Origin of the sequence: Salinivibrio sharmensis (assembly GCF_001995985.1) — a bacterium.
Lineage (GTDB): Bacteria > Pseudomonadota > Gammaproteobacteria > Enterobacterales > Vibrionaceae > Salinivibrio > Salinivibrio sharmensis.
In genome coordinates this window covers 366,458-390,069 of sequence record NZ_MUFC01000001.1, presented here as the reverse complement: position 1 = coordinate 390,069, position 23,612 = coordinate 366,458, and the positions used below count along the sequence as shown (strand labels likewise).

Sequence of the window (23,612 nt, the reverse complement as noted above, 5' to 3'; positions counted from 1 at the left end):
GATGAGCCTTAAAAATTTTCTAGAGCAAATCGAGCCACACTTTGAGCCAGGCGGCAAACATGAAAAATGGTTTGCCCTGTACGAAGCGGTCGCGACCATTTTGTACACCCCGGGTATGGTGACCAAAGCCGGCGCGCACGTGCGTGACAGCATCGATTTGAAACGCATCATGATCATGGTGTGGTTTGCCGTGTTCCCCGCGATGTTCTGGGGCATGTATAACACCGGTAACCAAGCCATCATGGGCCTCATGGACTTGTATTCTGGTGACCAGCTTGCACAGGTGATCAGTGGCAACTGGCATTATTGGCTCACCGAGTCAATTGCGGGGCCGCTAACCGCCGCAGGGTGGGGAACCAAAACCATTCTAGGCGCCACCTACTTCCTACCGATTTACGCCACTGTGTTCATTGTGGGTGGTTTCTGGGAAGTATTGTTCTGCATCGTACGTAAGCACGAAGTCAATGAAGGTTTCTTCGTCACCTCGATTCTTTTTGCACTTATCGTGCCGCCAACCTTGCCATTGTGGCAGGCTGCACTGGGTATCACCTTTGGTGTGGTGGTTGCGAAAGAAATCTTCGGGGGCACCGGGCGTAACTTCTTGAACCCTGCGCTTGCCGGACGTGCGTTCTTGTTCTTTGCCTATCCCGCGCAGATTTCAGGCGATCTGGTGTGGACAGCTGCAGACGGCTACTCAGGCGCAACGGCACTGAGCCAATGGTACTCAGGCGGTGAACAAGCACTGCAACACAATGTCACTGGACAAACGATGTCTTGGATGGATGCCTTTCTCGGTAATATTCCAGGTTCTATCGGTGAAGTATCAACCCTTGCCATCTTGATTGGTGGTGCGGCCTTGGTGTACATGCGCATTGCCTCATGGCGTATCATTTTGGGCACGTTCGCCGGCATGGTCGTGGCATCAACCTTGTTTAACTTGATTGGTTCAGACACCAACCCGATGTTCAGCATGCCGTTCTACTGGCACTTGGTGCTGGGTGGTTTTGCATTCGGCATGATGTTTATGGCAACGGATCCCGTTTCGGCCGCGTTTACCAATAAAGCGAAATGGTGGTACGGCGCATTGATCGGTGCCATGGCAGTGATCATTCGCGTGGTTAACCCAGCATATCCTGAAGGCATGATGCTGGCGATCCTGTTCGCTAACCTGTTTGCACCTTTGTTCGATAACTTGGTGATTCAGGGCAACATCAAACGGAGACTGGCTCGTAATGGCAAGTAGTAACGATAGTATTAAGAAGACGCTGATCGTTGTTATCGCGTTGAGCTTGGTATGCTCAATCGTGGTGTCCGGTGCAGCGGTAGCGTTACGTCCTTTGCAGCAGATGAACGCAAAGCTAGACGTACAAAAGAATATCCTTTCGGTCGCCGGCATTGAGGTGTCGGGCGGTAAGAGTGCGATCAATGATGCTTATAACAAGTACATTGAACCGCGCCTGGTTAGCCTAGAGAAAGGCGACTTTGTTAGCCCTGATGCGGCCAACGTCGAAGAAGTTGCTGACTACGACCAACGTGAAGCGGCCAAAGATCCTGGGATGTCGAAAAAACTCAGTAGTGAGGAAAATATTGCTGGTTTTGGCCGCCGTGCCGATATCGCAAAAATCTACTTGGTGAAAAACGACTCAGGTGATTTACAACGCCTCATCCTGCCCGTTAAAGGCTCTGGCCTATGGAGCATGATGTATGCGTTTGTTGCGGTCGAACCCGATGGTAATACGGTGGCCGACATCGTCTATTACGAGCAAGGGGAAACCCCCGGCTTGGGCGGCGAAGTTGAAAACCCGAAATGGCGCGCGAAGTGGGATGGYAAAAAGCTATTTAACGACCAAGGCGAGCCTGCTATCGAGGTGGTTAAAGGCGGTGCATCAAGCGATAATGAGCACGGTATTGATGCGCTATCGGGTGCAACGCTGACCAGTAACGGTGTGGAGAAACAATTTGATTTCTGGCTAGGTGATTTGGGCTTTGGTCCATTCCTGGCAAAAGTTCGAGAGGGAGGCCTGACCAATGGCTGAAGCGAAAGAACTGAAGAAAAATCTGCTGTCGCCGGTGCTAGACAATAACCCGATTGCCCTTCAGGTTCTCGGTGTATGTTCGGCGCTTGCGGTGACCACGCAGATGCAAACAGCCTTTGTTATGACCTTGGCGGTTATGTTCGTTACCGCGATGTCTAACTTGTTCGTATCGCTGATTCGTAATCATATCCCTAACAGTGTACGTATCATCGTGCAAATGGCTATCATCGCGTCATTGGTTATCGTGGTTGACCAGACACTGAAGGCCTTTGTATACGATATATCTAAACAGCTGTCGGTATTCGTTGGTCTTATCATCACCAACTGTATCGTGATGGGGCGCGCGGAAGCGTATGCGATGAAATCGTCGCCGCTGCCGTCATTTATCGATGGTTTGGGTAACGCATTGGGTTATGGTTTCGTTCTAATGACGGTCGCCTTCTTCCGTGAGCTGCTGGGCTCAGGCTCTGTCTTTGGCGTGTCAATCCTGCCTGTGGTCAGTGAAGGGGGCTGGTATCAACCAAACGGTATGATGCTACTGGCCCCATCTGCATTCTTCCTAATCGGCTTTTTGATTTGGATTGTGCGTACCTTCAAACCAGAACAAGTTGAAGCGAAGGAGTAACAGCACATGGAACATTATTTGAGCCTGCTGGTGCGCTCAATCTTTATTGAGAACATGGCGCTGGCATTCTTCCTCGGCATGTGTACGTTCTTGGCGGTGTCTAAGAAAGTAAAAACAGCGTTCGGCCTCGGTGTCGCCGTTGTTGTGGTATTGACTATCGCAGTACCGGTTAACAATTTGGTCTATAACCTGATCCTACGCGAAGATGCACTGGTGAAAGGGATCGATCTTAGTTTTCTCAACTTTGTGACCTTTATCGGTGTTATCGCCGCATTGGTTCAGATCTTGGAAATGGTATTAGATCGCTTCTTCCCGCCACTTTATAACGCGTTAGGTATCTTCCTGCCGCTTATTACGGTGAACTGTGCCATCTTTGGTGGCGTATCATTCATGGTACAGCGTGATTATAACTTCGCAGAGTCAGTCGTATATGGCTTCGGCTCTGGGGTAGGCTGGATGTTAGCCATCGTCGCCCTTGCGGGTATCCGTGAGAAAATGAAGTATTCAGACGTGCCGCCAGCACTGCGGGGATTGGGGATCACCTTTATCTCTGTTGGCCTGATGGCATTGGGCTTTATGTCTTTCTCTGGTGTGCAACTGTAAGCCGGGTAAACTGCGAGAAAAGGAATAGTCAATGGACATTATTCTTGGTGTAGTGATGTTTACTCTGATTGTGCTGGCATTGGTATTGGTGATCTTGTTCGCCAAATCCAAGCTGGTACCAACCGGAGACGTCACAATTGATATCAATGACGATCCTGAAAAAGCGATCGTGACTCAGCCAGGCGGTAAGCTGCTTGGTGCACTGGCTGGTGCTGGTGTGTTTGTATCGTCTGCCTGTGGTGGCGGTGGTTCATGTGGCCAGTGCCGCGTGAAAATTAAAGAAGGTGGTGGTGATATTCTGCCAACCGAGCTTGACCACATCACTAAAGGCGAAGCACGTGAAGGTGAACGTCTTTCATGTCAGGTTGCCGTCAAGCAAGACATGAAAATCGAGCTTCCCGAAGAAATCTTTGGGGTGAAAAAATGGGAATGTGAAGTTATCTCCAACGATAACAAAGCGACCTTTATCAAAGAGCTCAAACTGCGTATCCCTGATGGCGAGTCGGTACCCTTCCGAGCTGGCGGCTATATTCAGATTGAAGCGCCACCGCATCACATCAAATACTCAGACTTTGATATTCCTGAGGAATATCGTGAAGACTGGGAGAAGTTTAATCTTTTCCGCTATGAGTCGAAGGTGGATGAAGAGATCATCCGTGCGTACTCGATGGCTAACTACCCAGAAGAAGAAGGCATTATCATGTTGAACGTGCGTGTGGCAACACCACCGCCACGTAATCCTGATGTGCCGCCGGGTCAGATGTCATCTTATATTTGGTCACTTAAGCCAGGCGACAAGTGTACAATCTCAGGCCCATTCGGTGAGTTCTTTGCCAAAGACACCGATGCAGAGATGGTGTTTGTGGGTGGTGGTGCCGGTATGGCGCCAATGCGTTCACACATCTTTGACCAGCTTAAGCGTTTGAACACCGACCGTAAGATTACCTTCTGGTATGGTGCGCGCTCTAAGCGAGAAATGTTCTACGTCGAAGACTTCGATATGCTCCAAGAGCAAAACGATAACTTTGAGTGGCACTGCGCGCTATCGGATCCGCTTCCAGAAGATAACTGGGAAGGGGACACGGGCTTTATTCACAATGTTCTTTATGAAAACTACTTGAAAGATCATGAAGCGCCAGAAGACTGTGAGTACTACATGTGTGGGCCACCGATGATGAACGCCGCCGTGATTGGTTTGCTCAAAGACTTGGGTGTCGAAGACGAAAACATCCTTCTGGATGACTTCGGCGGGTAAACACCGACAGTCTGTCTTACCGCTTAATGGCTGGCCTATGGGTCAGCCATTTTACGTATGAAACTGATGTCGAAGGACACCACTATGAAGACGTTATGGTTACGCTGCGCATGGCTATTGGCCGTCGTTATGGGCTTGGCTGGCTGCGATCGCGCGCCAGAGCTAGTGCATTTGACGGGTGAAACCATGGGGACATACTACTCCGTGAAGTATATCGCCACAGAGAACACCCCGTCACAAGATAAGGTTCAAGCTGAGATCGATGCGCGTTTGGAAACGGTTAACGATCAGATGTCGACGTATCGTACCGATTCTGAACTTAGCCAGTTCAATCAGCACAAGGCTGACACACCAATGGACGTATCGCCAGCAACGGCGACCGTGGTGAAAGAAGCGATTCGACTCAATGAATTCACTCAAGGGGCGCTCGATGTCACTGTCGGCCCGTTGGTGAACTTATGGAGCTTTGGCCCAGAGAAACGTCCAGAGAATATTCCGAGCGACAAAGACATCGCCTCACGCATGGAAAGGATTGGGTTGGAGCATTTACAGGTTGAAGGGAATACCCTCACGAAAAGCCACCCTGATCTGTATGTCGATTTGTCGACGATAGCCAAAGGCTATGGGGTTGACGTGGTCGCGAATTACCTAGGATCGCTTAGCCTTGACAACTATTTGGTTGAGATTGGTGGTGAGTTACAATTAAAAGGTGTCAACCAAGATCAAAACCCTTGGCGCATTGCCATCGAAAAACCCAGTGCCGGGGCGCAATCTGTGCAAGAGATCATTCAGCCCGGTGATATGGCCGTCGCCACGTCTGGCGACTACCGTAACTATTTTGAGCAAGATGGTGTACGTTATTCGCACATTATCGACCCCAAAACAGGACGACCCATTAATCATCACCTCGTGTCCGTCACTGTGCTTGATCCGTCTTGCATGACCGCCGATGGTTTAGCGACGGGCTTTATGGTGTTGGGGCCGGAAAAGGCGATGGCGCTGGCTAATCAAGCGGATATTCCGGCGTTTATGGTGGTCAAAACGAGTGACGGGTTTAAAGAAATGGCCTCAGAAGCCTTTAAACCGTATTTAAACCGTTAGTGCAGGACTGCACTGGCGCCTATTACACGCATTAGGCGTGGAACTAGCGCCCAGTTTTAGCATAACTGGGCGTGACGACTAGAAGTAGGTGAGCAATTATGTCAGTTTTTCTTATCACCTTTGCCGTTTTCGTGCTCGTCATTGCCGGCATGGCAATTGGTTACATCGTGCAGCAGAAAACGATCAGTGGTAGCTGTGGTGGCTTAGGAGCAGTGGGCATCGAAAAAGAGTGCGACTGCCCTGAGCCTTGCGATGCACGGAAAAAGCGAGAAGATCGCGCGGAAAAAACGCGTGAATGGAAAAAGAACCAAATTATCTAACGTGTTTCTCCCATGGTGGTTACTAACATCATGGGAGATCGCAGACGCAACACAATGGTTGGGCTTACCACGCACCGAGTAAATAAAAAAATTATCCATATTGATATGGATTGCTTTTACGCGGCGGTAGAAATGCGGGATAACCCGGCATTACAAACTATTCCCTTAGCCATTGGTGGCTCTGCTGATGGGCGAGGTGTCATCGCAACGTGTAATTATCCAGCTCGCCGATTTGGGATCCGCTCGGCAATGGCGACCGCCCAAGCCCTTAAATTATGTCCAGGACTGACCGTGATGCGCGGCAATATGAGTAAATATCGCCGCGTCTCTCAGCAACTGCACGCTATTTTTCATCGCTACACCGATATCATTGAGCCCTTATCTTTGGACGAGGCTTACCTCGACGTCACTGATACAGAGTGCTTACAAAACTCGGCAACGCGGATAGCTCAAGCAATTCGGCGCGATATTTATCAAGAACTTGGTCTCACCGCATCAGCCGGTGTGGCACCGGTTAAGTTTGTCGCCAAAGTCGCTTCCGACAAAAACAAACCCGATGGCATTTGTGTCGTGGCGCCTGAGCAAGTCGATGACTTTGTCCGTGACCTCCCTTTGCAGTCGATTCCCGGCGTTGGTCGGGTGACATTGACGAAATTGCACGAATGGAATCTCTTTACCTGTGCTGACATTCAAGCTTGTGACCAGGCAGCGCTGATTCAGCGATTGGGCAAATTTGGTGCCGTGTTGTGGCAGCGTGCTCACGGCATTGATCGGCGAGAGGTTGAAGTAGAACGAATTCGCAAATCTGTGGGTGTAGAGCGAACTCTATCCGAAGACATTGATCAGCTTGAGGCCTGCTTACCCTGGATAGAGCACCTGTACCAAGCATTGTTAGTACGCTTGGAAAAAGCCGATGCCAATGGCCGCATTTGTCGACAAGGGATTAAAATTAAATTCAACGACTTTCAAACCACCACGGTTGCCCACCGCTGTGAGTCACTTGACCGTGCGCTGTTTGATACCTTGCTGAATGAGGCGTTTTATCGGGGGGAGGGACGACGGATCCGGCTAATAGGACTATCGGTTGGACTGGGGGACGATAATGCCCCCCAACTGAGTTTACTGGGTTAGGCTGATTTAGCAGGGATTGCTTTTAAAATCGCCTGCATTTGCTGCCAGTAGTGGCCCACACTATCGATATGCACTTTTTCATCGGGTGAATGTGGGAACTTGATGGTCGGACCGAATGAGATCATATCCATGGTTGGATACGGCTTCTTAAACAAGCCACATTCAAGGCCGGCATGAATCACCATAATGTCAGGCTTACGCTGGTAAATACCTTCATAGGTGTCACGGAAAATATGCATGATTTGCGACTCAGGATCGGGCTTCCAGCCTGGATAGGCCCCTGAAAACTCCACCGTGACATTGGCAAGGCTTGCCAAAGATTGCAGCGTCCCTTGCATCATTTCTCTGCCCGAATCGATTAAGGAGCGGATCAGAAATAGCACAGTAATGCGATCGTCTTCGGTGTTGATAACCCCCAAATTCAGTGATGTTTCGACTACGCCTGGAATATCATCACTCATTCTTACAACACCGTTGGGTGCCGCATTTAACGCCGCTAATAAGCGAGACTGCACGGCGCGTGTCAATGGCGCAATGGGGTTATCACAAGGCTCAAGAATGACAGTGACTTGTTCTTCCAGCTGGCCGAGCTCATCTTTCATCAGCATGGCAAAGTCATCGATGGCTGCAGCCAGTGCCTGCTGTTGATCGGCCGGAACGGCAATATCGGCAAAGGCTTCTCGTGGGATGGCATTGCGTAATGTCCCGCCGCGTAATGCAAGTAGGCGAGTGTCTGTTTCGCCAAGGTGATGGCTGAGCAAACGGGCCAGTAACTTGTTGGCATTGGCGCGACCCGTGTGAATATCAACGCCCGAATGGCCGCCTTTTAGGCCTTTAATTCCTACGGTAAAACGCGCGAGTGCTTTATCGTCTGCCTGACGCTCTATCGGAAAGTGCATGCTGGCGTCGACGCCACCGGCACACCCCATATAGACTTCACCCTCTTGCTCTGAATCCGTGTTAAGCAAGATCTCCCCGTCTAACCACCCCGCTTCCAAGCCAAATGCGCCGTCCATACCGGCTTCTTCATTGGTGGTGAGTAGCACTTCGAGCGGGCCATGCTCGATATCATCGGCGTCCAGTACGGCAAGGCATGAAGCCATGCCAATACCGTTATCCGCACCTAATGTGGTGCCTTCGGCCGTTACCCAATCACCGTCAATGTAGGGACGAATAGGATCGCGAGTAAAATCATGATCCGTATTTTCATTTTTCTGCGGCACCATATCTAGGTGTGCTTGGAGCACTACCCCTTTACGGTTTTCCATTCCGGGGGTTGCCGCTTTACGAATAAACAGATTGCCCGCTTGATCCTGACGGACGTCTAGCCCCCGCCCTTTAGCCCAGTCGATAATAAATTGAGCAAGCTGTGATTCGTGATAAGAGGGGTGGGGAATAGCACAGATTTGGTCGAAAAATGCCCAAACTGGGCGAGGTGATAATTGGCTGATCTCAGACACGGTAGACTCCATTTTATTTTCTATTTGGCCGACTTCGTAGCAGGCCTATCTGGAATGGAAAAACAATCCCAAGGATATCACTGTCTCTATGCTGACAACAGTCACTCAGAGAAACCGCCCCTGCCAGCTTTATTAGGCTTTTTTAGCGTAATTAAATTACACATATGAACTTTTTGTGACTCATCTCACCATAATACTTGTAAATAAATTACCACTGGGTTAATATCTAGACATCGGCAACCAAGCTTGCCAGTTGTTCATGGAGTGAACCCGAGTATTCGCCTCCAAGGAACCGAGATAAATGTGAACAACATTGGTTTAAACTTGAGAGAGGTAAAAAATGGAAGGCATGGTATCAAGCTATTACTGGAACCAGCAGTCAGTCTATACACAAGGTTTTACGTATCCGGCACCGTTCGGGTATAGCAAGTAAGTTTTACGATTCCCCCGCTCTTACAGAGATATTTCTGATCCAGAAGCAAACGCTTTAATTCTGGCGCCACACAATGTGTGGCGTTTTTTTTATCTTGTTCGCGCACAGCCCAACTATACTGACCATTTTGACAATTATCCGTTCTAATCAGCGATATTTACGGTGATTTCAGACTTTTTATCCTGGAAATTTCCGCCATCGATCGGTAAGATTTGCGCCAAATTTTACGACGCAAACGTTTTCCTTTTTGTATCTCGCGATACACCACTTTTAGTTTGGGACATAACCGATGTTAGAGCGTTTATTTAAACTCAAGGCCCATGGCACAGATCTTCGCACGGAAGTGATTGCTGGGTTTACCACCTTTTTAACCATGGCGTACATCATATTCGTTAACCCGTCGATTTTGGCGGAAACGGGGATGGACAAAGGCGCGGTCTTTGTCGCCACCTGTCTTGCTGCAGCGATCGGTTGTTTGGTGATGGGGATTGTTGCTAACTATCCGGTGGCGCAGGCGCCAGGCATGGGCTTGAATGCTTTTTTCACCTATACGGTGGTTCTGCAGATGGGGCACTCGTGGCAAGTTGCACTAGCGGCCGTGTTTATTTCGGGGCTTTGCTTTATCGCACTGAGTGTATTGCGCGTGCGAGAGTGGATTATTAACTCCATTCCCATGTCACTAAGAACCGGAATCTCTGCCGGTATTGGCCTTTTCTTAGCACTGATCGCCTTACAAAATGCAGGCATTGTGGTGGACCATCCTGCCACCCTCGTGGCGCTCGGTGACGTCACTGCGTTTGCACCTGCGATGGCTGCATTGGGATTTTTCCTGACCATTGGTCTTGTGCACCGTGGCTTAAAAGGGGCGGTGATGATTGCCATTTTAGCGGTGACCGTGATTGGTGTGGTGGCCGGCGATGTGTCTTATAGCGGTGTGATGTCAGCGCCACCCAGCTTAGCACCAACCTTTATGCAGTTAGACTTTTCCGGTGCATTGGAAGTGGGTTTGGTGTCGATTGTGTTCGCATTTTTGTTCGTTGACCTTTTTGATACCGCAGGAACCTTAGTGGGTGTGGCACAGCGCGCGGAACTTCTCGACAAAGATGGTAAACTACCGCGTTTAAATCGTGCTTTACTGGCAGACAGTACCGCGACTTCCGTCGGGGCGCTTTTAGGCACGTCAAACACGACCTCTTATATTGAGAGTGTCTCCGGTGTTGCTGCAGGTGGGCGTACAGGTCTAACCGCCGTTGTCGTGGGTGTTCTGTTTTTACTCGCACTCTTCTTTGCGCCGCTTGCAGGTATGGTTCCGGCTTATGCGACCGCCGGCGCATTGTTTTATGTGGCGATTTTGATGATGTCTGGTTTGGTTGGAATCAACTGGCGAGATCTCACTGAAGCGGCCCCCGTGGTGGTTGTTTGTTTACTGATGCCGCTAACTTACTCGATTGCAAGCGGGATCGGGCTTGGCTTTATTGCATTTTGTGCCGTAAAAACCTTTGCGGGCAAAGGGCGAGAAGTCCCTGTCAGTATTTGGATTTTGGCGGGGTTGTTCTTACTCAAGTTTGTTTTCTTGGTGTAAAACAGCTGCCCACATTGACGTTATAACAAGGCGAGAGTCGCCATGAGGTTTTCACCATGAGCAATAAGTTTATTATCACTTGGGACAATATGCAGATGTACACCCGCCAACTGGCGGAGAAGTTGCTGCCTGCAGAGCAATGGAAGGGAATTATTGCTGTGAGCCGCGGTGGCCTAGTTCCTGCTGCTATATTGGCGCGTGAGCTGGGTATCCGTCACGTCGATACTGTGTGTATCTCAAGTTATGACCACGATCATCAACGCGATATGCGTGTTGTTAAGCAAGCGCCCGGAGATGGTGAAGGCTTTATCGTTGTCGATGATCTGGTGGACACAGGCGGTACGGCAGAAATGGTTCGCCAGCTATACCCGAAAGCGCGGTTTGTCACCGTTAGTGCCAAGCCGGCAGGGAAACCTTTGGTGGATGACTATGTGGTCGATATTGCCCAAGACACCTGGATTGAACAGCCTTGGGATATGGCCGTTAGTTATGTTGAGCCGATAGCCAAATAACGTTGCTGCCATGCACTCAAAAAACGCCGCGTTGTCACGCGGCGTTTTTGGTTTCTATAGCGGCGTTTTTGACTAGTGCGGCTGATAAGTGCGGAAAATCATGGCCTTGATATGTGTATGGTTTAAACTAACAGCACGTTACATAAAAAGCCTAGGAGTGGGTGTGTCCGAGAACGAATCACAAAACCTATCGGTCAAGCTGTTTGCTAAACACAAGCATGCCACCGAGACATCGACCCTGTTCGGTGCCGTTCAGCAAACCCAACAGTCAGATTACTCGGCATTTGATGGTGACAGTGAGTCGAGTTGGTATCGAATGCGCCGTCGTGGTCAGTGGACGTGGCAAGGGGTCGACCCATTGGAAATGGAGGCGATTTTTGCCCGCATCGCACACTCGGATAATTCGCGTACAGTGGACTCACTGCTTGATACCGTTGAAGGTTATCGCTCAGGTAATTGGAACTACGAATGGACAGCGGTCGGCATGCAGCACCAAAAAGCTGCCCAAGCCTTGATGGATGAAGGAAAGAGCAAACAAGCCGGGGAGCAGTGGCTGCAAGCTTGCACTTATTTTGGCATTGCCGCGTATCCACACTTAAAAGGTGATAGCCTTGCGCTGCAGTCGGAAACCTTAGCCTTCAAGGCGTTCGAGAATGCCATTGCACAATTGCCGTTCACGGTAAAAACAGTGGAGACCCAGTTAGACGGTAAATCGTTGAAAGGGTACCTCTATTTGCCCCGTACCGATGCTACCTTGCCGGTGGTTATCTTAAGCGGCAGCTTGGACAGTTTGCAGACGGATCTTTGGCGCCTGTTTGTTGATTATTTCGCGCCCGCTGATATTGCGGTGTTAACCCTAGACATGCCTTCCGTGGGGCATAGCTGTCATTGGCACTTAAACGAAGACACCAGCCGTTTGCACACCGCAATGTTAGACAAGCTGGTCGAAGTACCTTGGGTCGACCACCATCGCGTGGGCACCATGGGCATTCGCTTTGGTGCCAATCCGGCAGTGAGAATGGCGTTTCTCGAGCCGCATCGAGTGAAAGCCAGTGCGTCACTCGGTGGCATTGTTCATGCGTTACTGACAGACGCCTCGTTAATGAAAAAAATGCCACCTATGTACTTGGATACCCTCGGGTCACGCTTAGGGCGCCGCATTCCAATCGACACATTAAAAACACGGTTACAGGCCTGGTCGCTAAAAAACCAAGGGTTGCTTACTGGCCGACGCACTGAGGTGCCGATCTTAGCGCTTAGCCTAAAAGATGATCCCGTTTGTCCTGAGTCAGACAATCAAATGATCGCCAGGTACAGTCGCGGTGGCAAAGCGATGACCTTACCGAATACCCCGCTTCATGATGGCTATCACCGCGCCTTGACCGAAACCGTCAAGTGGTTCGAGGATGTACTCTAATCGGGCGACGGCGGCACGGATAGCACAGGCGCTAGCCGTGTGAGGGATAAATTGAAGATGTGATCCACCGCTGAAAGCGGAATATTGTCGTTCACCTGATGGCTAAGCCCATGATATACCATGAACAAGGACGTCAAAGTGCCATTGGAGGACACGATGAGCGATCAATTACCGCTTTCACATGGACGATTAAAAACACGTTTTACTGCATTGGGCCCGTACTTTCGCGAAGGTGGGTCGCATACCGAGCGCTATTTTTTCGATAGCCTCTCTGTGTGTGTGGATGCTAATAAAGATCCCGAAGCACGTGAGTTTTGGGGCTGGTGGTTTGAGTTAACCCCGCACTCTGACGGCTTTGAGTATCGTTACGGCTTTGGTTTGTATGATAAAAAAGGAGACTGGGTCGCTAAGCCTATTCCGAGAGATGCGCAAGAGGCCGTTGATAAAACCCTGACTCACTTTTATGCCAAATTGTGCTCCTTGGTAGAAGATGAATTAAACCTTGTCCTTTCACCAAGCCACGCGTTAACCGAGCCAGAGCTGGCTTGCTCTGAATAACTATCGATTTGCCTGATCCCGCCCCTTGTTAAATGTACAAGGGATTGATAAAAGAGAGGCATACGCTTTTGTGGATCAGGCAACCATGACAATTCAAGATGCATTTCAAGACGGTGACCTTGCGGCCAACGTCTCTTCCCAAACTCTCGTGGTAAAACTTGGTACCAGTGTGCTAACGGGCGGCTCTGCACGTTTAGATCAAGCACACATGGTCGAACTGGTGCGCCAATGTGCGCGTTTACGCCAGCAAGGCCACCAGGTGATCATTGTGTCATCCGCGGCGATTGCCGCAGGCAGAGAGCACCTCGGCTACCCGGTGCTTGCTGACACCGTAGCCAACAAGCAAATGCTAGCGGCGGTGGGGCAATGCCGCCTTATACAGACCTGGGAACACCTGTTTGGCCTATATGGCTTTCAAGTCGGTCAAATGCTGCTTACTCGGGCCGACCTAGAACACCGCGAACGCTTTCTCAACGCCCGTGATATGCTTCAAGCTTTGCTGGATAATGGCATCATTCCGATTGTGAATGAGAACGATGCGGTCGCCACATCTGAAATTAAGGTGGGCGATAATGATAACTTATCTGCCTTGGTAGCGATTCTCGCTGATGCCGACAAACTCCTACTGTTAACTGACCAACCCGGCCTGTTCACGGCTGATCCGCGCTCCAACCCCGATGCCGAGCTGATTCGTGAAGTCCATACCATTGATGAAACCTTACGCAAATTAGCAGGTGGCAGTGTCGGGGGACTTGGCACCGGCGGAATGGCAACCAAGCTTCAAGCAGCTGATATTGGCCGTCGAGCCGGTGTCGAAGTGACTATTGCTGCGGGGAGTAAACCTGAAGTGATCCAAAAAGTGACTGCTGGCGACAACGCTGGCACGCGCTTCTTGCCTCTAGAAAGTCCGTTAGAGAGCCGTAAACGTTGGATTCTTGCCGGGCCTCCGCCTGCGGGTGATATCGTTGTCGATGCCGGTGCGATTACTGCGGTGACGCAAAAAGGCAGCAGTTTGTTGAGCAAAGGCATCGTTACGGTGAAAGGAGCGTTTGCACGCGGTGAGGTGGTGCGTATTCTGTCGGTAGAGGGGAAGTGCGTCGCACGAGGGATTTGTCGCTACACCGCTAGCGACTTGCGCCGCATTGCCGGTGCGCATAGCCAACAAATCGCAGATATTCTAGGTTATGAATACGGACCAGTCGCGATGCACCGTGATGATCTTGTGGTGGTAGACAATTAAAAAAGCAAAGACGGGGACACAATGAGTTTACAAAACATGGGGAAAGCGGCCAAAGAGGCTGCACATCAATTGGCAGTGACATCCACGGCCACCAAAAACCAAGCGCTTGCGATTATTGCCGATGAGCTTGATGCGCAGCAAACGGCGATCTTAGCGGCCAATCAAAGCGATCTTGCTGCCGCACGAGAGGCAAAAATGGACGCAGCGATGCTGGATCGTCTCACCTTAACCCCAGAGCGTTTAACCAATATGGCCAGCGATGTGAGACAAGTGATTGCGCTGGCCGATCCTGTCGGACAGGTGCTCGATCATAAGCTGCTTGAGAATGGCATGTCGTTGTCAAAGCGTCGAGAGCCGCTGGGGGTGATTGGGGTGATTTATGAAGCGCGCCCCAACGTTACCATTGATATCGCGGCACTGTGTTTAAAAACGGGCAACGCCGCGATTTTGCGAGGTGGTAAAGAGACCTTTGCGACCAACCAAGTATTGGTAAATGTGATTCAAGCAGGGTTAGAGAAAGCCGGGCTGCCACATGCTTCGGTGCAGTATATTGAAAAACCGGATCGTGCACTGGTCTCTGAGCTACTGACCCTGGATGATTACGTTGATATGATCATTCCACGCGGGGGCGCTGGGCTACATAAAATGTGCAAACAAAACAGCACTATCCCTGTGATTATCGGTGGGTTTGGTATTAGCCACTTGTATGTGGATCACAGCGCCGATCTCGATAAAGCCCCCGAAGTGATCCTTAATGCTAAGACCGACCGACCATCCGCTTGCAATGCGTTAGACACCTTGCTGGTACACAAAGATGTGGCAGCGCAATTATTTGCACGCTTAGTCCCCCCTTTTAACCAGCACGGTTTGCACATTGTCGCTGGTTCAAGCGCATTGCCTTATCTTGATGGTGTCGAGCAGCTGCGTGAGGCGCAGGCAGGGGACTTTGATACCGAGTGGCTGGGACCAACGCTTGGTGTGGTGGTGGTCGACAATGTGGATGAAGCGCTCGCGCATATGCGCGCGCACAATGCGAGTCACTCCGATGCCATACTGACCAATGACCTACAGGCAGCTGAAACCTTTATCAATGGTGCAGGCTCCGCGGCAGTGTATGTCAACGCCTCAACGCGCTTCACCGATGGCGCACAGTTTGGGCTTGGTGCAGAAGTGGCGGTGTCAACGCAAAAGCTGCATGCACGTGGCCCGATGGGGCTTGAGGAGCTGACTACCTATAAATGGGTGGGGCGTGCGGACTATTTATCACGTCACTGAGCATCCGGAATAACCGATAATAAAAAACCGCTAGTTTGGCTAGCGGTTTTTTTTGTCTTGACAGCCTAGGCGTTTATTTGATTTCTACGCCTTTTGCCTGCAGATCGGCATGGTAGGAAGAGCGAACAAACGGGCCGCACGCGGCATGAGTGAAGCCCAACTCAAGGGCAATGTCTTTCAGCTCGTCAAACTCTTCAGGTGGGACGTAACGCTCTACCGGTAAATGGTGGCGGCTTGGAGCCAAATACTGGCCAAGAGTGAGCATAGTCACGCCGTGCGCACGCAAGTCTTTAAGGACCTCGATGATCTCTTCTTTGGTTTCCCCCAAGCCCATCATCAAGCCTGACTTGGTGGGCACCTCTGGGTGCATCTCTTTAAACTTTTTCAACAGATCCAGTGACCACTGGTAATTGGCACCAGGGCGCGCTTTGCGGTACAAGCGTGGTGCTGTTTCTAGATTATGGTTGAACACATCGGGTGGATTGTTTTGCAAGATATCCAATGCGCGATCCATACGGCCGCGGAAGTCAGGAACCAGTGTCTCAATTTGGATCTCTGGATTGAGCGCGCGTATCTCACGGGTACAATCGACAAAATGCTGAGCACCACCGTCACGCAAATCATCACGGTCAACTGAGGTGATCACCACATAGCGCAGTTTCATGTCTTTGATAGTTTGCGCTAGGTGTTTGGGCTCTTCACTATCAGGGGCGACAGGGCGACCATGGGCAACATCACAGAAAGGGCAACGACGGGTACAAATGGCCCCGAGAATCATAAACGTTGCCGTCCCGTGGCTGAAGCACTCTGCAAGGTTCGGACACGATGCTTCTTCACAGACAGAGTGAAGGTTGTTTTTGCGCATCGCGTCTTTGATTTCTTTAATACGTGCGGTTTCAGCCGGGAGCTTGATCTTCATCCAATCAGGCTTACGCAGCACTTCTTTTTGCTCGGCCGGCATATTTTTGACCGGGATAAGCGCCATTTTGTCGGCGTCGCGGTATTTAACACCGCGTTCCATCTGAATCGGTTTGCTCATAAATCGCTGCTTTCCGTTGTAAACTCAACCTCAGAATACATCAGCTGTTGAGTTAAAGTGTCTACCAGCACAGGTTGAACGTCCTCGAGCGTGACTTTGCCAACCTGATCGCTCAGTTGCGTCATGGCCATACCAGCGTAACCACATGGATTAATACGCTGAAACGGTGATAAGTCCATATTGATGTTGAGTGCCAGTCCATGGAATGAGCACCCGCGACGGATACGGAGCCCAAGAGAACAAATTTTTGCATCGTTAACGTAAACACCGGGCGCATCTGGGCGGGCGTAAGCGTCAACGTGGAAGTGTGCTAATGTGCTCACCACAAGGTCTTCAATATGGCTAACGAGCTCCCGCACACCGACTTTTTTACGTTTGAGGTTTATCAGGAAATAGGCGACGAGCTGGCCTGGCCCATGATAGGTCACCTGTCCACCCCGGTCTGATTGTACGACTGGGATGTCGCCAGGGACCAATACATGTTCCGTTTTTCCCGCTTGTCCTTGGGTAAAAACCGGATCATGCTCAACCAGCCAGACTTCATCACGCGTGCTTTCGTTGCGACGATCAGTAAAGTCTCGCATCTGTTCCCAGACGCGTAGGTATGGTTGATGGCCAAGATGCCTTACAACGAGTTGGTGCTGCAAACCCATTTCCCATGTTGTTGTCAGTGGCGATATTATAGAGGCTGGCAGCGTGATTTAAAGCCGCCAGTCGTGTGGGTATTCGAATTAGAGAACCATGCGGACGATTTCAATCTCACCCAGTTCTTTATATAAGGTTTCCACTTGCTCTATGGAGGTCGCCTTAATAGTGATAGAGACTGAGTGATAGTTACCCTTGGCGCTAGGTTTAACGGCTGGGCTGTAGTCGCCTGGCGCATGACGTTGGATCACGGTCAGCACATGATCGGGTAGCTCAGGTTTCGCCTGGCCCACCACCTTGTAGGTAAATTGGCAAGGAAACTCCAACAGATCTTTTAATTTCGGTTGCTCTTGCATGTTAACTCCCAACTGCAGGCTGATAAGGGCACGTGTTTGTGCGATTGATCACGATTAACGCGAAATACTAATCTGCCAAGCGCGAGAAAACAAGCCGCCCACCAAGTTGGTGGGCGGAGGAGTGGGAAGTGCTACCCGACGAGGTTTTTGAACATCATCACGATGTAATCTATTAAGCGACTAAAAAGGCCGCCTTTTTCAACATCGTTTAATGCGACGAGTGGGTATTCAGCCACGTCTTCGTCATCCACTTGATAGAAGAGTTTGCCTACAACATCCCCTTTACTGATAGGCGCTTCTAGGGTGTTGTCGAGCACAAAGCTAGCTTTAAGATCCTGTGCCTTACCACGAGGCAGGGTGACAAAGGTATCTTCTGTCACACCCAGCGCGACTTCGTCAGTGTCGCCCATCCACACCTTCTCTGTGACAAAGGTTTCGTTGGCTTTGTGTGGCGCGACGGTTTCAAAGAAGCGGAAGCCATAGTTGAGAAGCTTCTTGCTCTCTGCTTTACGGGCATTGGCACTTTTCGTCCCCATCACCACCGAAATAAGGCGCATGTCGCCTTCGGTTGCAGAGGTGACAAGGTTATAGCCGGCACCGTCAGTATGACCGGTTTTGATACCGTCGACGTTAAGGCTCTTATCCCACAACAAGCCATTACGGTTGTACTGCGTAATGCCGTTATAGGTGAAGGCTTTCTCTTTATAGATACGGTACTCAGCGGGTACATCACGAATAAGGGCTTGACCAAGTAGCGCCATGTCATACGGTGTGGTGTAAAGATCTTTGGAGTCTAACCCGTGGACATTAGAGAAGTGGGTGCTGTCCATGCCCAAGGTTTCGCCCCAGCGGTTCATTAAGTCGACAAAGGCGTCCTCTGAACCAGCCACATGCTCAGCCATCGCCACACAGGCATCGTTGCCTGACTGAATGATAATGCCACGGTTCAGATCCGCAGCTTTGACCGTGGTGCCGACTTCGATAAACATTTTCGACGAGCCGGGGAAGTTTTTAGCCCAGGCATTCTCGCTAATGACGACATCATCATCCATCGAGATATTGCCACGCTCAACTTCTTGACCAATGACGTAGCTGGTCATCATTTTGGTCAAACTCGCGGGATTAAGGCGTTGGTAGGCATTGTTTTCAGCCAGCACCTCTCCGGAGTGATAATCCATTAGTACATAGCCTTTTGCGGCAATTTGCGGCGCATCAGGCACAACAGCAGGCGCGGCTTGAGCAGTAGCAGAGGCGAACAAGGCGGCGGATAGCAGCGTACGCATGCGGAAAACGGTTTTATTCATCATTGTTAGTACTTATGTCGGTTATCGATGTCGATACTGTGCCACCACTATACCAAATTGCAGGTAGAGGGACAGGCTCGATTTCTTTAACTTATTGATTGTTTGTTTTAGCACCTGTGACAGATGTGTCGGTGTTAACAAGTGCTTCGGTGACGATAAACGCCCCCGGCAACTGATGCTGCTTTGCCGTGCGCATAGCTTGTTGCGCTTTTTCTCGGTCATAAAATGGACCAAAGCGAACACGGTATACGGTATCACGGCGGGCGATATGTGTAGGTAGACCATGGGTCTTCGCTAATTGTTCCGCAGTTTGATTGGCTTTTAAGCCATCAGACAGGGCGGCGAGTTGCACATAATAGGCATGGTGGCGCGCGGAGTGCCACTCGTCATCCGCTGGTTTTCTCGGTGATAGGAGGCGCAGGGACACGGGGGCGGTGCCCGTTTTTAGTACATCCAGCTTTTTCGCAGCAGCGTAGCTTAGATCTATCAAGCGTTGATTGTGAAAGGGCCCACGATCATTGACGCGTACAATCGCTTTTTTACCGTTATTTTGGTTGGTGACTTCTACGTAGCTAGGCAGAGGCAGTGTTTTGTGCGCGGCTGACATAGAGTACATATCGTATACTTCACCATTGGATGTTTGGTGACCATGAAATTTTTCCCCGTACCATGAGGCAATGCCTGCTTCTTGATAGCCCTTCGGATTTCGTAATATTTCGTATGTCTTGCCATTGAGGGTGTAATCTTTGTTACCCGCTAGGCTGTATGGCTCGTATCTGGGTTGCGCGTTTTCTGCATGAATAACCTGTGGCACCGACTCAGGTGCCTTATCACTGTGCATGTCATAGCGTCCTTGTTGGCTGCTGCATGCACTTAACAAGACGATCGCGCTAGAAAATAAAAAAGCTCGCATGTTTATGCCCTGGATAACATTTTACGATGAGTGTGAATAGACATCAGAATGCCAAAACCGGCCATCAGGGTGACCATCGAGGTGCCACCATAACTGATAAGCGGTAAGGGTACCCCAACCACAGGAAGAATGCCGCTGACCATGCCAATATTGACAAAAACATAAACAAAAAAGCTTAAAACGATACTGCCTGCCATCATCCGGCCAAATGCCGTTTGGGCGCGGCTAGCGAGCATCAGCCCTCTGCCAATCAAAAAGAGATACAGAGCCAGCAACACGCAGACACCAATTAATCCCCATTCTTCAGCGATGACGGCAAAAATAAAGTCGGTGTGCCGCTCCGGGAGAAACTCCAATTGGGACTGTGTCCCTTGCAGCCAGCCTTTGCCGCTTAAGCCACCAGAACCAATAGCAATCTTAGACTGAATGATGTGATAGCCCGCGCCCAAGGGATCGGATTCTGGATTAAACAGGGTGAGTACCCGGGTACGCTGATAATCATGCATCAGGAAAAACCAGAGTACAGGAACAAAACTGGCGAGCGCGATGATGGCGGCAATGATAATTTTCCAGCTGATCCCGGCCAGAAACAAGACAAACACCCCAGAGGCGGCGATCAGTATCGATGTCCCCAGATCGGGTTGTTTGGCAATCATAATGGTGGGGACAAACAGCAACACCAGCGCAATCAACAAGTGGGTAAACTTGGGAGGGAGCGGATCTTTGCCAATAAAGCGCGCCAGCATGAGTGGTACCGCAAGTTTAATGATCTCTGAGGGTTGGAAAGTGACAAAACCGAGATCGAGCCAGCGTTGTGCCCCTTTTGCAGTTTCACCCACTAACAAAACGGCAGCCAGCAACACCACGCCGATGGCATATAAGTAAGGAGACCAAAACTCATAATGACGAGGCGGTACTTGAGCAAGGGCGAACATGACTGCGAGCGCCAACAGCATGCGGATCGCCTGGCGCTCCATCATCACCATGCTTTGCCCACTGGCGCTATACATCACCACAAGCCCGAAGCCCATGAGTAATAGAATACCGACCAGCATCGGCAAGTCGAGGTGTAAGCGATCGAACAAAGAGCGTTTCGCGCTGACTTGGGCAAGTGAACTCATTGTTTGGCCTCGTTGGTCTCTTCGTCTTCTAACAAGATGTGGTCGAAGATGCGGCGGGCGATGGGGCCACCGTTGCTTGAGCCGCCCCCTGCGTTTTCCAGTACCATAGAAACCGCGACTTCCGGGTTTTCAAAGGGAGCAAAGCCAATAAACAGTGCGTGATCGCGTAGATGTTCAGCAATTTCATCCGCATTATATTCTTCGTCTTCACCCAGCCCGAACACCTGAGCGGTACCTGACTTTCCGCCAGATAAATACTCGGCTGAACGGAATGAACGACGCGCAGTCCCTTTACGCCCGTGGTTAACCAGCTGCATCCCCTTGAGGCCGACGTCCCAATATTTATCCGCGACCCCTTTGATCGGTGGGAAGGGTTCGGCTTTAGGTTTGTGGGTGCCGTGCTCATCACGTGTTTTCATCAACAGCTTAGGCGCTTTGACTTCGCCACGGTTGATCAGCACCGTTAACGCTTTAACAATCTGCATCGGGGTCGCTGTCCAATAGCCTTGTCCAATCCCAACTGGGATGGTATCGCCTTTATACCACGGCTGGCGGTAGCGGCTCATTTTCCACTCGCGGTTAGGCATATTAGCGCTGCTTTCTTCTTGTATATCAATCCCTGTGTATTGGCCAAAGCCAAACTTTTCCATCCACATAGAGAGCTTATCGATCCCCATGTCATAAGCGATTTGATAAAAGAAGGTATCCACAGACTCTTCAATAGATTGGACAATATTCACCCGCCCGTGGCCCCAAGGAAGCCAATCGCGGAAGGGGCGTGTATCTGAGTTAGGGATCCGCCAATAGCCCGGGTCATTGCGCGTGGTCTTGGTGGTGACCACGCCTTCTTCTAAAGCGGCAACGGCAATAAAGGGTTTCACCGTCGAGGCGGGTGGATAAATGCCAAGAGTGGCGCGATTTACCAAGGGGCGATCTTTATCATTCAGCAGCTGCCGGTATTGCTTGCCAGAAATGCCATGCACAAATAAGTTAGGGTCATAGCTTGGGGTGGAGACCATGGCCAAGACACCCGAGGTGTCAGGGTCGACCACCACCACCGCGCCTCGCCGGTCACCTAGGATGCCGCGCACATAGAGCTGCAGGTCAATATCGAGGTTGAGGATAAGATCTTTGCCTGGTTGTGGGGGCACATATTTGAGCGTACGTATCACGCGGCCACGGCTGTTCACCTCAACTTCTTGGTAGCCGGCTTTACCATGCAGTGTGGACTCGTAGTATTTCTCGATCCCCAGCTTGCCAATATCTCGGGTTGCTTTGTAGTTATTGAGCACCCCTTTTTGTCTTAGTTTGGCAATATCGCGATCATTGATTTTGGCGACATATCCGAGCACATGGGTGAGCGCGTCGCCGTATGGGTAATGGCGCTTTAAGTAGGCTTTGATTTCCACCCCAGAAAACTGATGCTGGTGCGCGGAAAAAATCGCGACTTCTTTGTCGGTGAGCTGAGTTTTTAGTGCCACAGCATTAAAACGTCGCGAGCGGCGACGCTCTTTTTGGAAGCGCGTAATGTCTTTGTTGGTCAATGAGAGTAAGTCTTTTAGCTGGGCGAGGGTTGCCGGCATATCATCGACTTGCTCAGGGGTCACTTCTAAGTGATAAACGGGGCGGTTTTCAGCCAATAACTTTCCGTTGCGATCGTAAATAAGCCCGCGGTTAGGGGCGACGGGGACGACTTTGATCCGGTTATCGTTCGAGCGGGTTTGATAATCTTGATGCTCGGTCACCTGAATGTGATAAAGGTTGGTGAGTAGCACGCCAACCAACGCCATGATGCCGACAAAGCAGACGATAGCGCGACGCACAAATAAAGCCGCCTCAGCGCTGTGGTCTCGGATTTCAACTCGTTGGCGCTTCATCTTTGCTTATTCTCGGTGATAAGGGTGATTGGTGGTTACACTCCACGCGCGATAAAGGCTCTCGGCCATGATGACCCGAACCAGCGGGTGTGGCAGGGTCAGTGGTGACAGTGACCAGCTTTGCTCCGCAGCGGCTTTACACTGTGGGGCGAGCCCCTCAGGGCCGCCAATCAAAATAGCGACATCACGGCCATCTAATTTCCACTTTTCCAATTGACTGGCCAATTGCGGCGTGTCCCAAGGCTTGCCGGGAATATCGAGCGTGACGATGCGACTGCCACGACTCACGGCGGCTAGCATGGCTTCCCCTTCTTTTTGCAAGATGCGAGCAATGTCGGCATTTTTACCACGCTTGCCAGCCGGCACTTCAATCAGCTCGAGTGGCATGTCTTTCGGAAAGCGGCGCTGATACTCTTCAAAGCCTTGCTCTACCCATTTAGGCATTTTATTGCCGACCGCAATCAATTGGATTTTCATGTGCTTAGTTCCAAAGCTTTTCCAATTGATAGAGCTGACGCTGCTCTTCTTGCATCACGTGTACCATGACGTCACCTAAATCAACGACCACCCATTCGCTATCGTCTTGCCCTTCTGTGCCGAGCGAGTCGATCTCAACGGCTTGGGCTTGCTCACACACATGTTCGGCGATGGAGGCAACATGACGGCGAGAGTTACCTGTGCAAAGCACTAGATAATCGGTGATGCATGATTTATCGCGGACATCGAGGGTAACAATATCGCTGGCTTTTAACTCATCGACCTTGTCGGTCACAAACTGTTTTAATTCGTTCGCTTGCAAAGAAAACCTC

At 50.6% G+C, this 23,612-nt stretch carries 24 protein-coding genes; 14 read left to right on the top strand and 10 right to left on the bottom strand.

Going from position 1 to position 23,612, the window contains the following annotated elements; genetic code table 11:
- Position 1 precedes the first annotated feature (1 nt).
- The 8 genes from BZG74_RS15740 to dinB all read left to right on the top strand — a co-directional run bounded on the left by BZG74_RS15740 (position 2) and on the right by dinB (position 7,071).
- Positions 2-1,243, top strand: coding sequence for an NADH:ubiquinone reductase (Na(+)-transporting) subunit B (locus tag BZG74_RS15740; RefSeq protein ID WP_101494643.1), 1,242 nt, complete (start codon positions 2-4; stop codon positions 1,241-1,243).
- Positions 1,233-2,036: a Na(+)-translocating NADH-quinone reductase subunit C gene (locus BZG74_RS01895; protein ID WP_077771086.1), complete on the top strand. Its 804-nt coding sequence runs from the start codon at positions 1,233-1,235 to the stop codon at positions 2,034-2,036. The genes BZG74_RS15740 and BZG74_RS01895 overlap by 11 nt, the downstream gene beginning before the upstream one ends.
- A complete protein-coding gene (locus BZG74_RS01890) occupies positions 2,029-2,661 on the top strand; it encodes an NADH:ubiquinone reductase (Na(+)-transporting) subunit D (RefSeq protein ID WP_046073753.1) in 633 nt (210 codons plus the stop codon). Before BZG74_RS01895 ends, BZG74_RS01890 begins: the two co-directional genes overlap by 8 nt.
- A 6-nt stretch (positions 2,662-2,667) precedes the next feature.
- A complete protein-coding gene (gene nqrE / locus BZG74_RS01885; RefSeq protein WP_046073752.1) occupies positions 2,668-3,264 on the top strand; it encodes an NADH:ubiquinone reductase (Na(+)-transporting) subunit E in 597 nt (198 codons plus the stop codon).
- Positions 3,265-3,295: 31 nt separating this feature from the next.
- On the top strand, positions 3,296-4,519 hold the full coding sequence (gene nqrF, locus BZG74_RS01880; RefSeq protein ID WP_077771085.1) for an NADH:ubiquinone reductase (Na(+)-transporting) subunit F: 1,224 nt from the start codon (positions 3,296-3,298) through the stop codon (positions 4,517-4,519).
- Positions 4,520-4,603: 84 nt separating this feature from the next.
- Complete coding sequence (locus BZG74_RS01875) at positions 4,604-5,620, top strand: FAD:protein FMN transferase (RefSeq protein WP_077771084.1); 1,017 nt, start codon at positions 4,604-4,606, stop codon at positions 5,618-5,620.
- A gap of 98 nt (positions 5,621-5,718) precedes the next feature.
- Entirely contained in the window at positions 5,719-5,940 is a 222-nt protein-coding gene (gene nqrM / locus BZG74_RS01870; RefSeq protein WP_046073749.1) for a (Na+)-NQR maturation NqrM, read from the top strand.
- Between the two features lie 54 nt (positions 5,941-5,994).
- The gene (dinB, locus tag BZG74_RS01865; RefSeq protein ID WP_077771132.1) at positions 5,995-7,071 is read left to right on the top strand and encodes a DNA polymerase IV; all 1,077 of its coding nucleotides are present in this window, start codon (positions 5,995-5,997) and stop codon (positions 7,069-7,071) included.
- Here dinB and BZG74_RS01860 read toward each other — a convergent pair.
- Positions 7,068-8,531 carry an aminoacyl-histidine dipeptidase gene (locus tag BZG74_RS01860; RefSeq protein ID WP_077771131.1) on the bottom strand — a complete coding sequence of 488 codons (1,464 nt, stop codon included), beginning with the start codon at positions 8,529-8,531 and terminating at the stop codon, positions 7,068-7,070. The two genes, dinB and BZG74_RS01860, sit on opposite strands and share 4 nt — an antisense overlap.
- Positions 8,532-9,253: 722 nt before the next feature.
- Here BZG74_RS01860 and BZG74_RS01855 point away from each other — a divergent pair.
- From BZG74_RS01855 to BZG74_RS01830, 6 genes are all read left to right on the top strand, one after another.
- Entirely contained in the window at positions 9,254-10,546 is a 1,293-nt protein-coding gene (locus BZG74_RS01855; protein ID WP_077771083.1) for an NCS2 family permease, read from the top strand.
- A gap of 56 nt (positions 10,547-10,602) precedes the next feature.
- Positions 10,603-11,058 (top strand): xanthine phosphoribosyltransferase, encoded by a 456-nt coding sequence (gene gpt, locus BZG74_RS01850; RefSeq protein ID WP_077771082.1) that lies wholly within the window; start codon positions 10,603-10,605, stop codon positions 11,056-11,058.
- Positions 11,059-11,221: 163 nt separating this feature from the next.
- Positions 11,222-12,475: an esterase FrsA gene (frsA, locus tag BZG74_RS01845; RefSeq protein ID WP_077771081.1), complete on the top strand. Its 1,254-nt coding sequence runs from the start codon at positions 11,222-11,224 to the stop codon at positions 12,473-12,475.
- A gap of 156 nt (positions 12,476-12,631) precedes the next feature.
- Positions 12,632-13,033 (top strand): sigma factor-binding protein Crl, encoded by a 402-nt coding sequence (gene crl / locus BZG74_RS01840; protein WP_077771080.1) that lies wholly within the window; start codon positions 12,632-12,634, stop codon positions 13,031-13,033.
- 85 nt (positions 13,034-13,118) lie between these two features.
- Positions 13,119-14,273 (top strand): glutamate 5-kinase, encoded by a 1,155-nt coding sequence (gene proB, locus BZG74_RS01835; RefSeq protein WP_077771079.1) that lies wholly within the window; start codon positions 13,119-13,121, stop codon positions 14,271-14,273.
- A 21-nt stretch (positions 14,274-14,294) separates the two neighbouring features.
- A complete protein-coding gene (locus BZG74_RS01830; RefSeq protein WP_077771078.1) occupies positions 14,295-15,548 on the top strand; it encodes a glutamate-5-semialdehyde dehydrogenase in 1,254 nt (417 codons plus the stop codon).
- A 73-nt stretch (positions 15,549-15,621) separates the two neighbouring features.
- Here the strand turns inward: BZG74_RS01830 and lipA are convergent, their stop codons facing one another.
- From lipA to rsfS, 9 genes are all read right to left on the bottom strand, one after another.
- Positions 15,622-16,587, bottom strand: a complete 966-nt coding sequence (gene lipA / locus BZG74_RS01825; protein ID WP_077771077.1) for a lipoyl synthase — start codon at positions 16,585-16,587, stop codon at positions 15,622-15,624.
- Positions 16,584-17,234, bottom strand: a complete 651-nt coding sequence (lipB, locus tag BZG74_RS01820; protein WP_201247343.1) for a lipoyl(octanoyl) transferase LipB — start codon at positions 17,232-17,234, stop codon at positions 16,584-16,586. Before lipB ends, lipA begins: the two co-directional genes overlap by 4 nt.
- 84 nt (positions 17,235-17,318) lie before the next feature.
- The gene (ybeD, locus tag BZG74_RS01815) at positions 17,319-17,588 is read right to left on the bottom strand and encodes a DUF493 family protein YbeD (RefSeq protein ID WP_069361128.1); all 270 of its coding nucleotides are present in this window, start codon (positions 17,586-17,588) and stop codon (positions 17,319-17,321) included.
- Positions 17,589-17,719: 131 nt separating this feature from the next.
- Positions 17,720-18,871: a serine hydrolase gene (locus BZG74_RS01810; protein WP_392397581.1), complete on the bottom strand. Its 1,152-nt coding sequence runs from the start codon at positions 18,869-18,871 to the stop codon at positions 17,720-17,722.
- Positions 18,872-18,983: 112 nt separating this feature from the next.
- Positions 18,984-19,805, bottom strand: coding sequence for a septal ring lytic transglycosylase RlpA family protein (locus BZG74_RS01805; RefSeq protein ID WP_077771075.1), 822 nt, complete (start codon positions 19,803-19,805; stop codon positions 18,984-18,986).
- A gap of 2 nt (positions 19,806-19,807) precedes the next feature.
- Positions 19,808-20,926, bottom strand: a complete 1,119-nt coding sequence (rodA, locus tag BZG74_RS01800; RefSeq protein WP_077771074.1) for a rod shape-determining protein RodA — start codon at positions 20,924-20,926, stop codon at positions 19,808-19,810.
- On the bottom strand, positions 20,923-22,803 hold the full coding sequence (mrdA, locus tag BZG74_RS01795) for a penicillin-binding protein 2 (protein WP_077771073.1): 1,881 nt from the start codon (positions 22,801-22,803) through the stop codon (positions 20,923-20,925). The genes rodA and mrdA overlap by 4 nt, the downstream gene beginning before the upstream one ends.
- Positions 22,804-22,809: 6 nt before the next feature.
- The gene (rlmH, locus tag BZG74_RS01790) at positions 22,810-23,280 is read right to left on the bottom strand and encodes a 23S rRNA (pseudouridine(1915)-N(3))-methyltransferase RlmH (protein ID WP_077771072.1); all 471 of its coding nucleotides are present in this window, start codon (positions 23,278-23,280) and stop codon (positions 22,810-22,812) included.
- Between the two features lie 4 nt (positions 23,281-23,284).
- On the bottom strand, positions 23,285-23,602 hold the full coding sequence (gene rsfS, locus BZG74_RS01785; RefSeq protein ID WP_077771071.1) for a ribosome silencing factor: 318 nt from the start codon (positions 23,600-23,602) through the stop codon (positions 23,285-23,287).
- Positions 23,603-23,612 lie beyond the last annotated feature (10 nt).

What these genes read in the sequence shown, in the direction of transcription:
- BZG74_RS15740 (WP_101494643.1), top strand. Translation starts at nt 2, where the DNA reads ATGAGCCTTAAAAATTTTCTAGAGCAAATCGAGCCACACTTTGAGCCA.
- BZG74_RS01890 (WP_046073753.1), top strand. Translation starts at nt 2,029, where the DNA reads ATGGCTGAAGCGAAAGAACTGAAGAAAAATCTGCTGTCGCCGGTGCTA.
- nqrE (WP_046073752.1), top strand. Translation starts at nt 2,668, where the DNA reads ATGGAACATTATTTGAGCCTGCTGGTGCGCTCAATCTTTATTGAGAAC.
- nqrF (WP_077771085.1), top strand. Translation starts at nt 3,296, where the DNA reads ATGGACATTATTCTTGGTGTAGTGATGTTTACTCTGATTGTGCTGGCA.
- BZG74_RS01875 (WP_077771084.1), top strand. Translation starts at nt 4,604, where the DNA reads ATGAAGACGTTATGGTTACGCTGCGCATGGCTATTGGCCGTCGTTATG.
- nqrM (WP_046073749.1), top strand. Translation starts at nt 5,719, where the DNA reads ATGTCAGTTTTTCTTATCACCTTTGCCGTTTTCGTGCTCGTCATTGCC.
- dinB (WP_077771132.1), top strand. Translation starts at nt 5,995, where the DNA reads ATGGTTGGGCTTACCACGCACCGAGTAAATAAAAAAATTATCCATATT.
- BZG74_RS01855 (WP_077771083.1), top strand. Translation starts at nt 9,254, where the DNA reads ATGTTAGAGCGTTTATTTAAACTCAAGGCCCATGGCACAGATCTTCGC.
- gpt (WP_077771082.1), top strand. Translation starts at nt 10,603, where the DNA reads ATGAGCAATAAGTTTATTATCACTTGGGACAATATGCAGATGTACACC.
- crl (WP_077771080.1), top strand. Translation starts at nt 12,632, where the DNA reads ATGAGCGATCAATTACCGCTTTCACATGGACGATTAAAAACACGTTTT.
- proB (WP_077771079.1), top strand. Translation starts at nt 13,119, where the DNA reads ATGACAATTCAAGATGCATTTCAAGACGGTGACCTTGCGGCCAACGTC.
- BZG74_RS01830 (WP_077771078.1), top strand. Translation starts at nt 14,295, where the DNA reads ATGAGTTTACAAAACATGGGGAAAGCGGCCAAAGAGGCTGCACATCAA.
- lipA (WP_077771077.1), bottom strand. Translation starts at nt 16,587, where the DNA reads ATGAGCAAACCGATTCAGATGGAACGCGGTGTTAAATACCGCGACGCC.
- ybeD (WP_069361128.1), bottom strand. Translation starts at nt 17,588, where the DNA reads ATGCAAGAGCAACCGAAATTAAAAGATCTGTTGGAGTTTCCTTGCCAA.
- BZG74_RS01810 (WP_392397581.1), bottom strand. Translation starts at nt 18,871, where the DNA reads ATGCGTACGCTGCTATCCGCCGCCTTGTTCGCCTCTGCTACTGCTCAA.
- BZG74_RS01805 (WP_077771075.1), bottom strand. Translation starts at nt 19,805, where the DNA reads ATGCGAGCTTTTTTATTTTCTAGCGCGATCGTCTTGTTAAGTGCATGC.
- rodA (WP_077771074.1), bottom strand. Translation starts at nt 20,926, where the DNA reads ATGAGTTCACTTGCCCAAGTCAGCGCGAAACGCTCTTTGTTCGATCGC.
- mrdA (WP_077771073.1), bottom strand. Translation starts at nt 22,803, where the DNA reads ATGAAGCGCCAACGAGTTGAAATCCGAGACCACAGCGCTGAGGCGGCT.
- rlmH (WP_077771072.1), bottom strand. Translation starts at nt 23,280, where the DNA reads ATGAAAATCCAATTGATTGCGGTCGGCAATAAAATGCCTAAATGGGTA.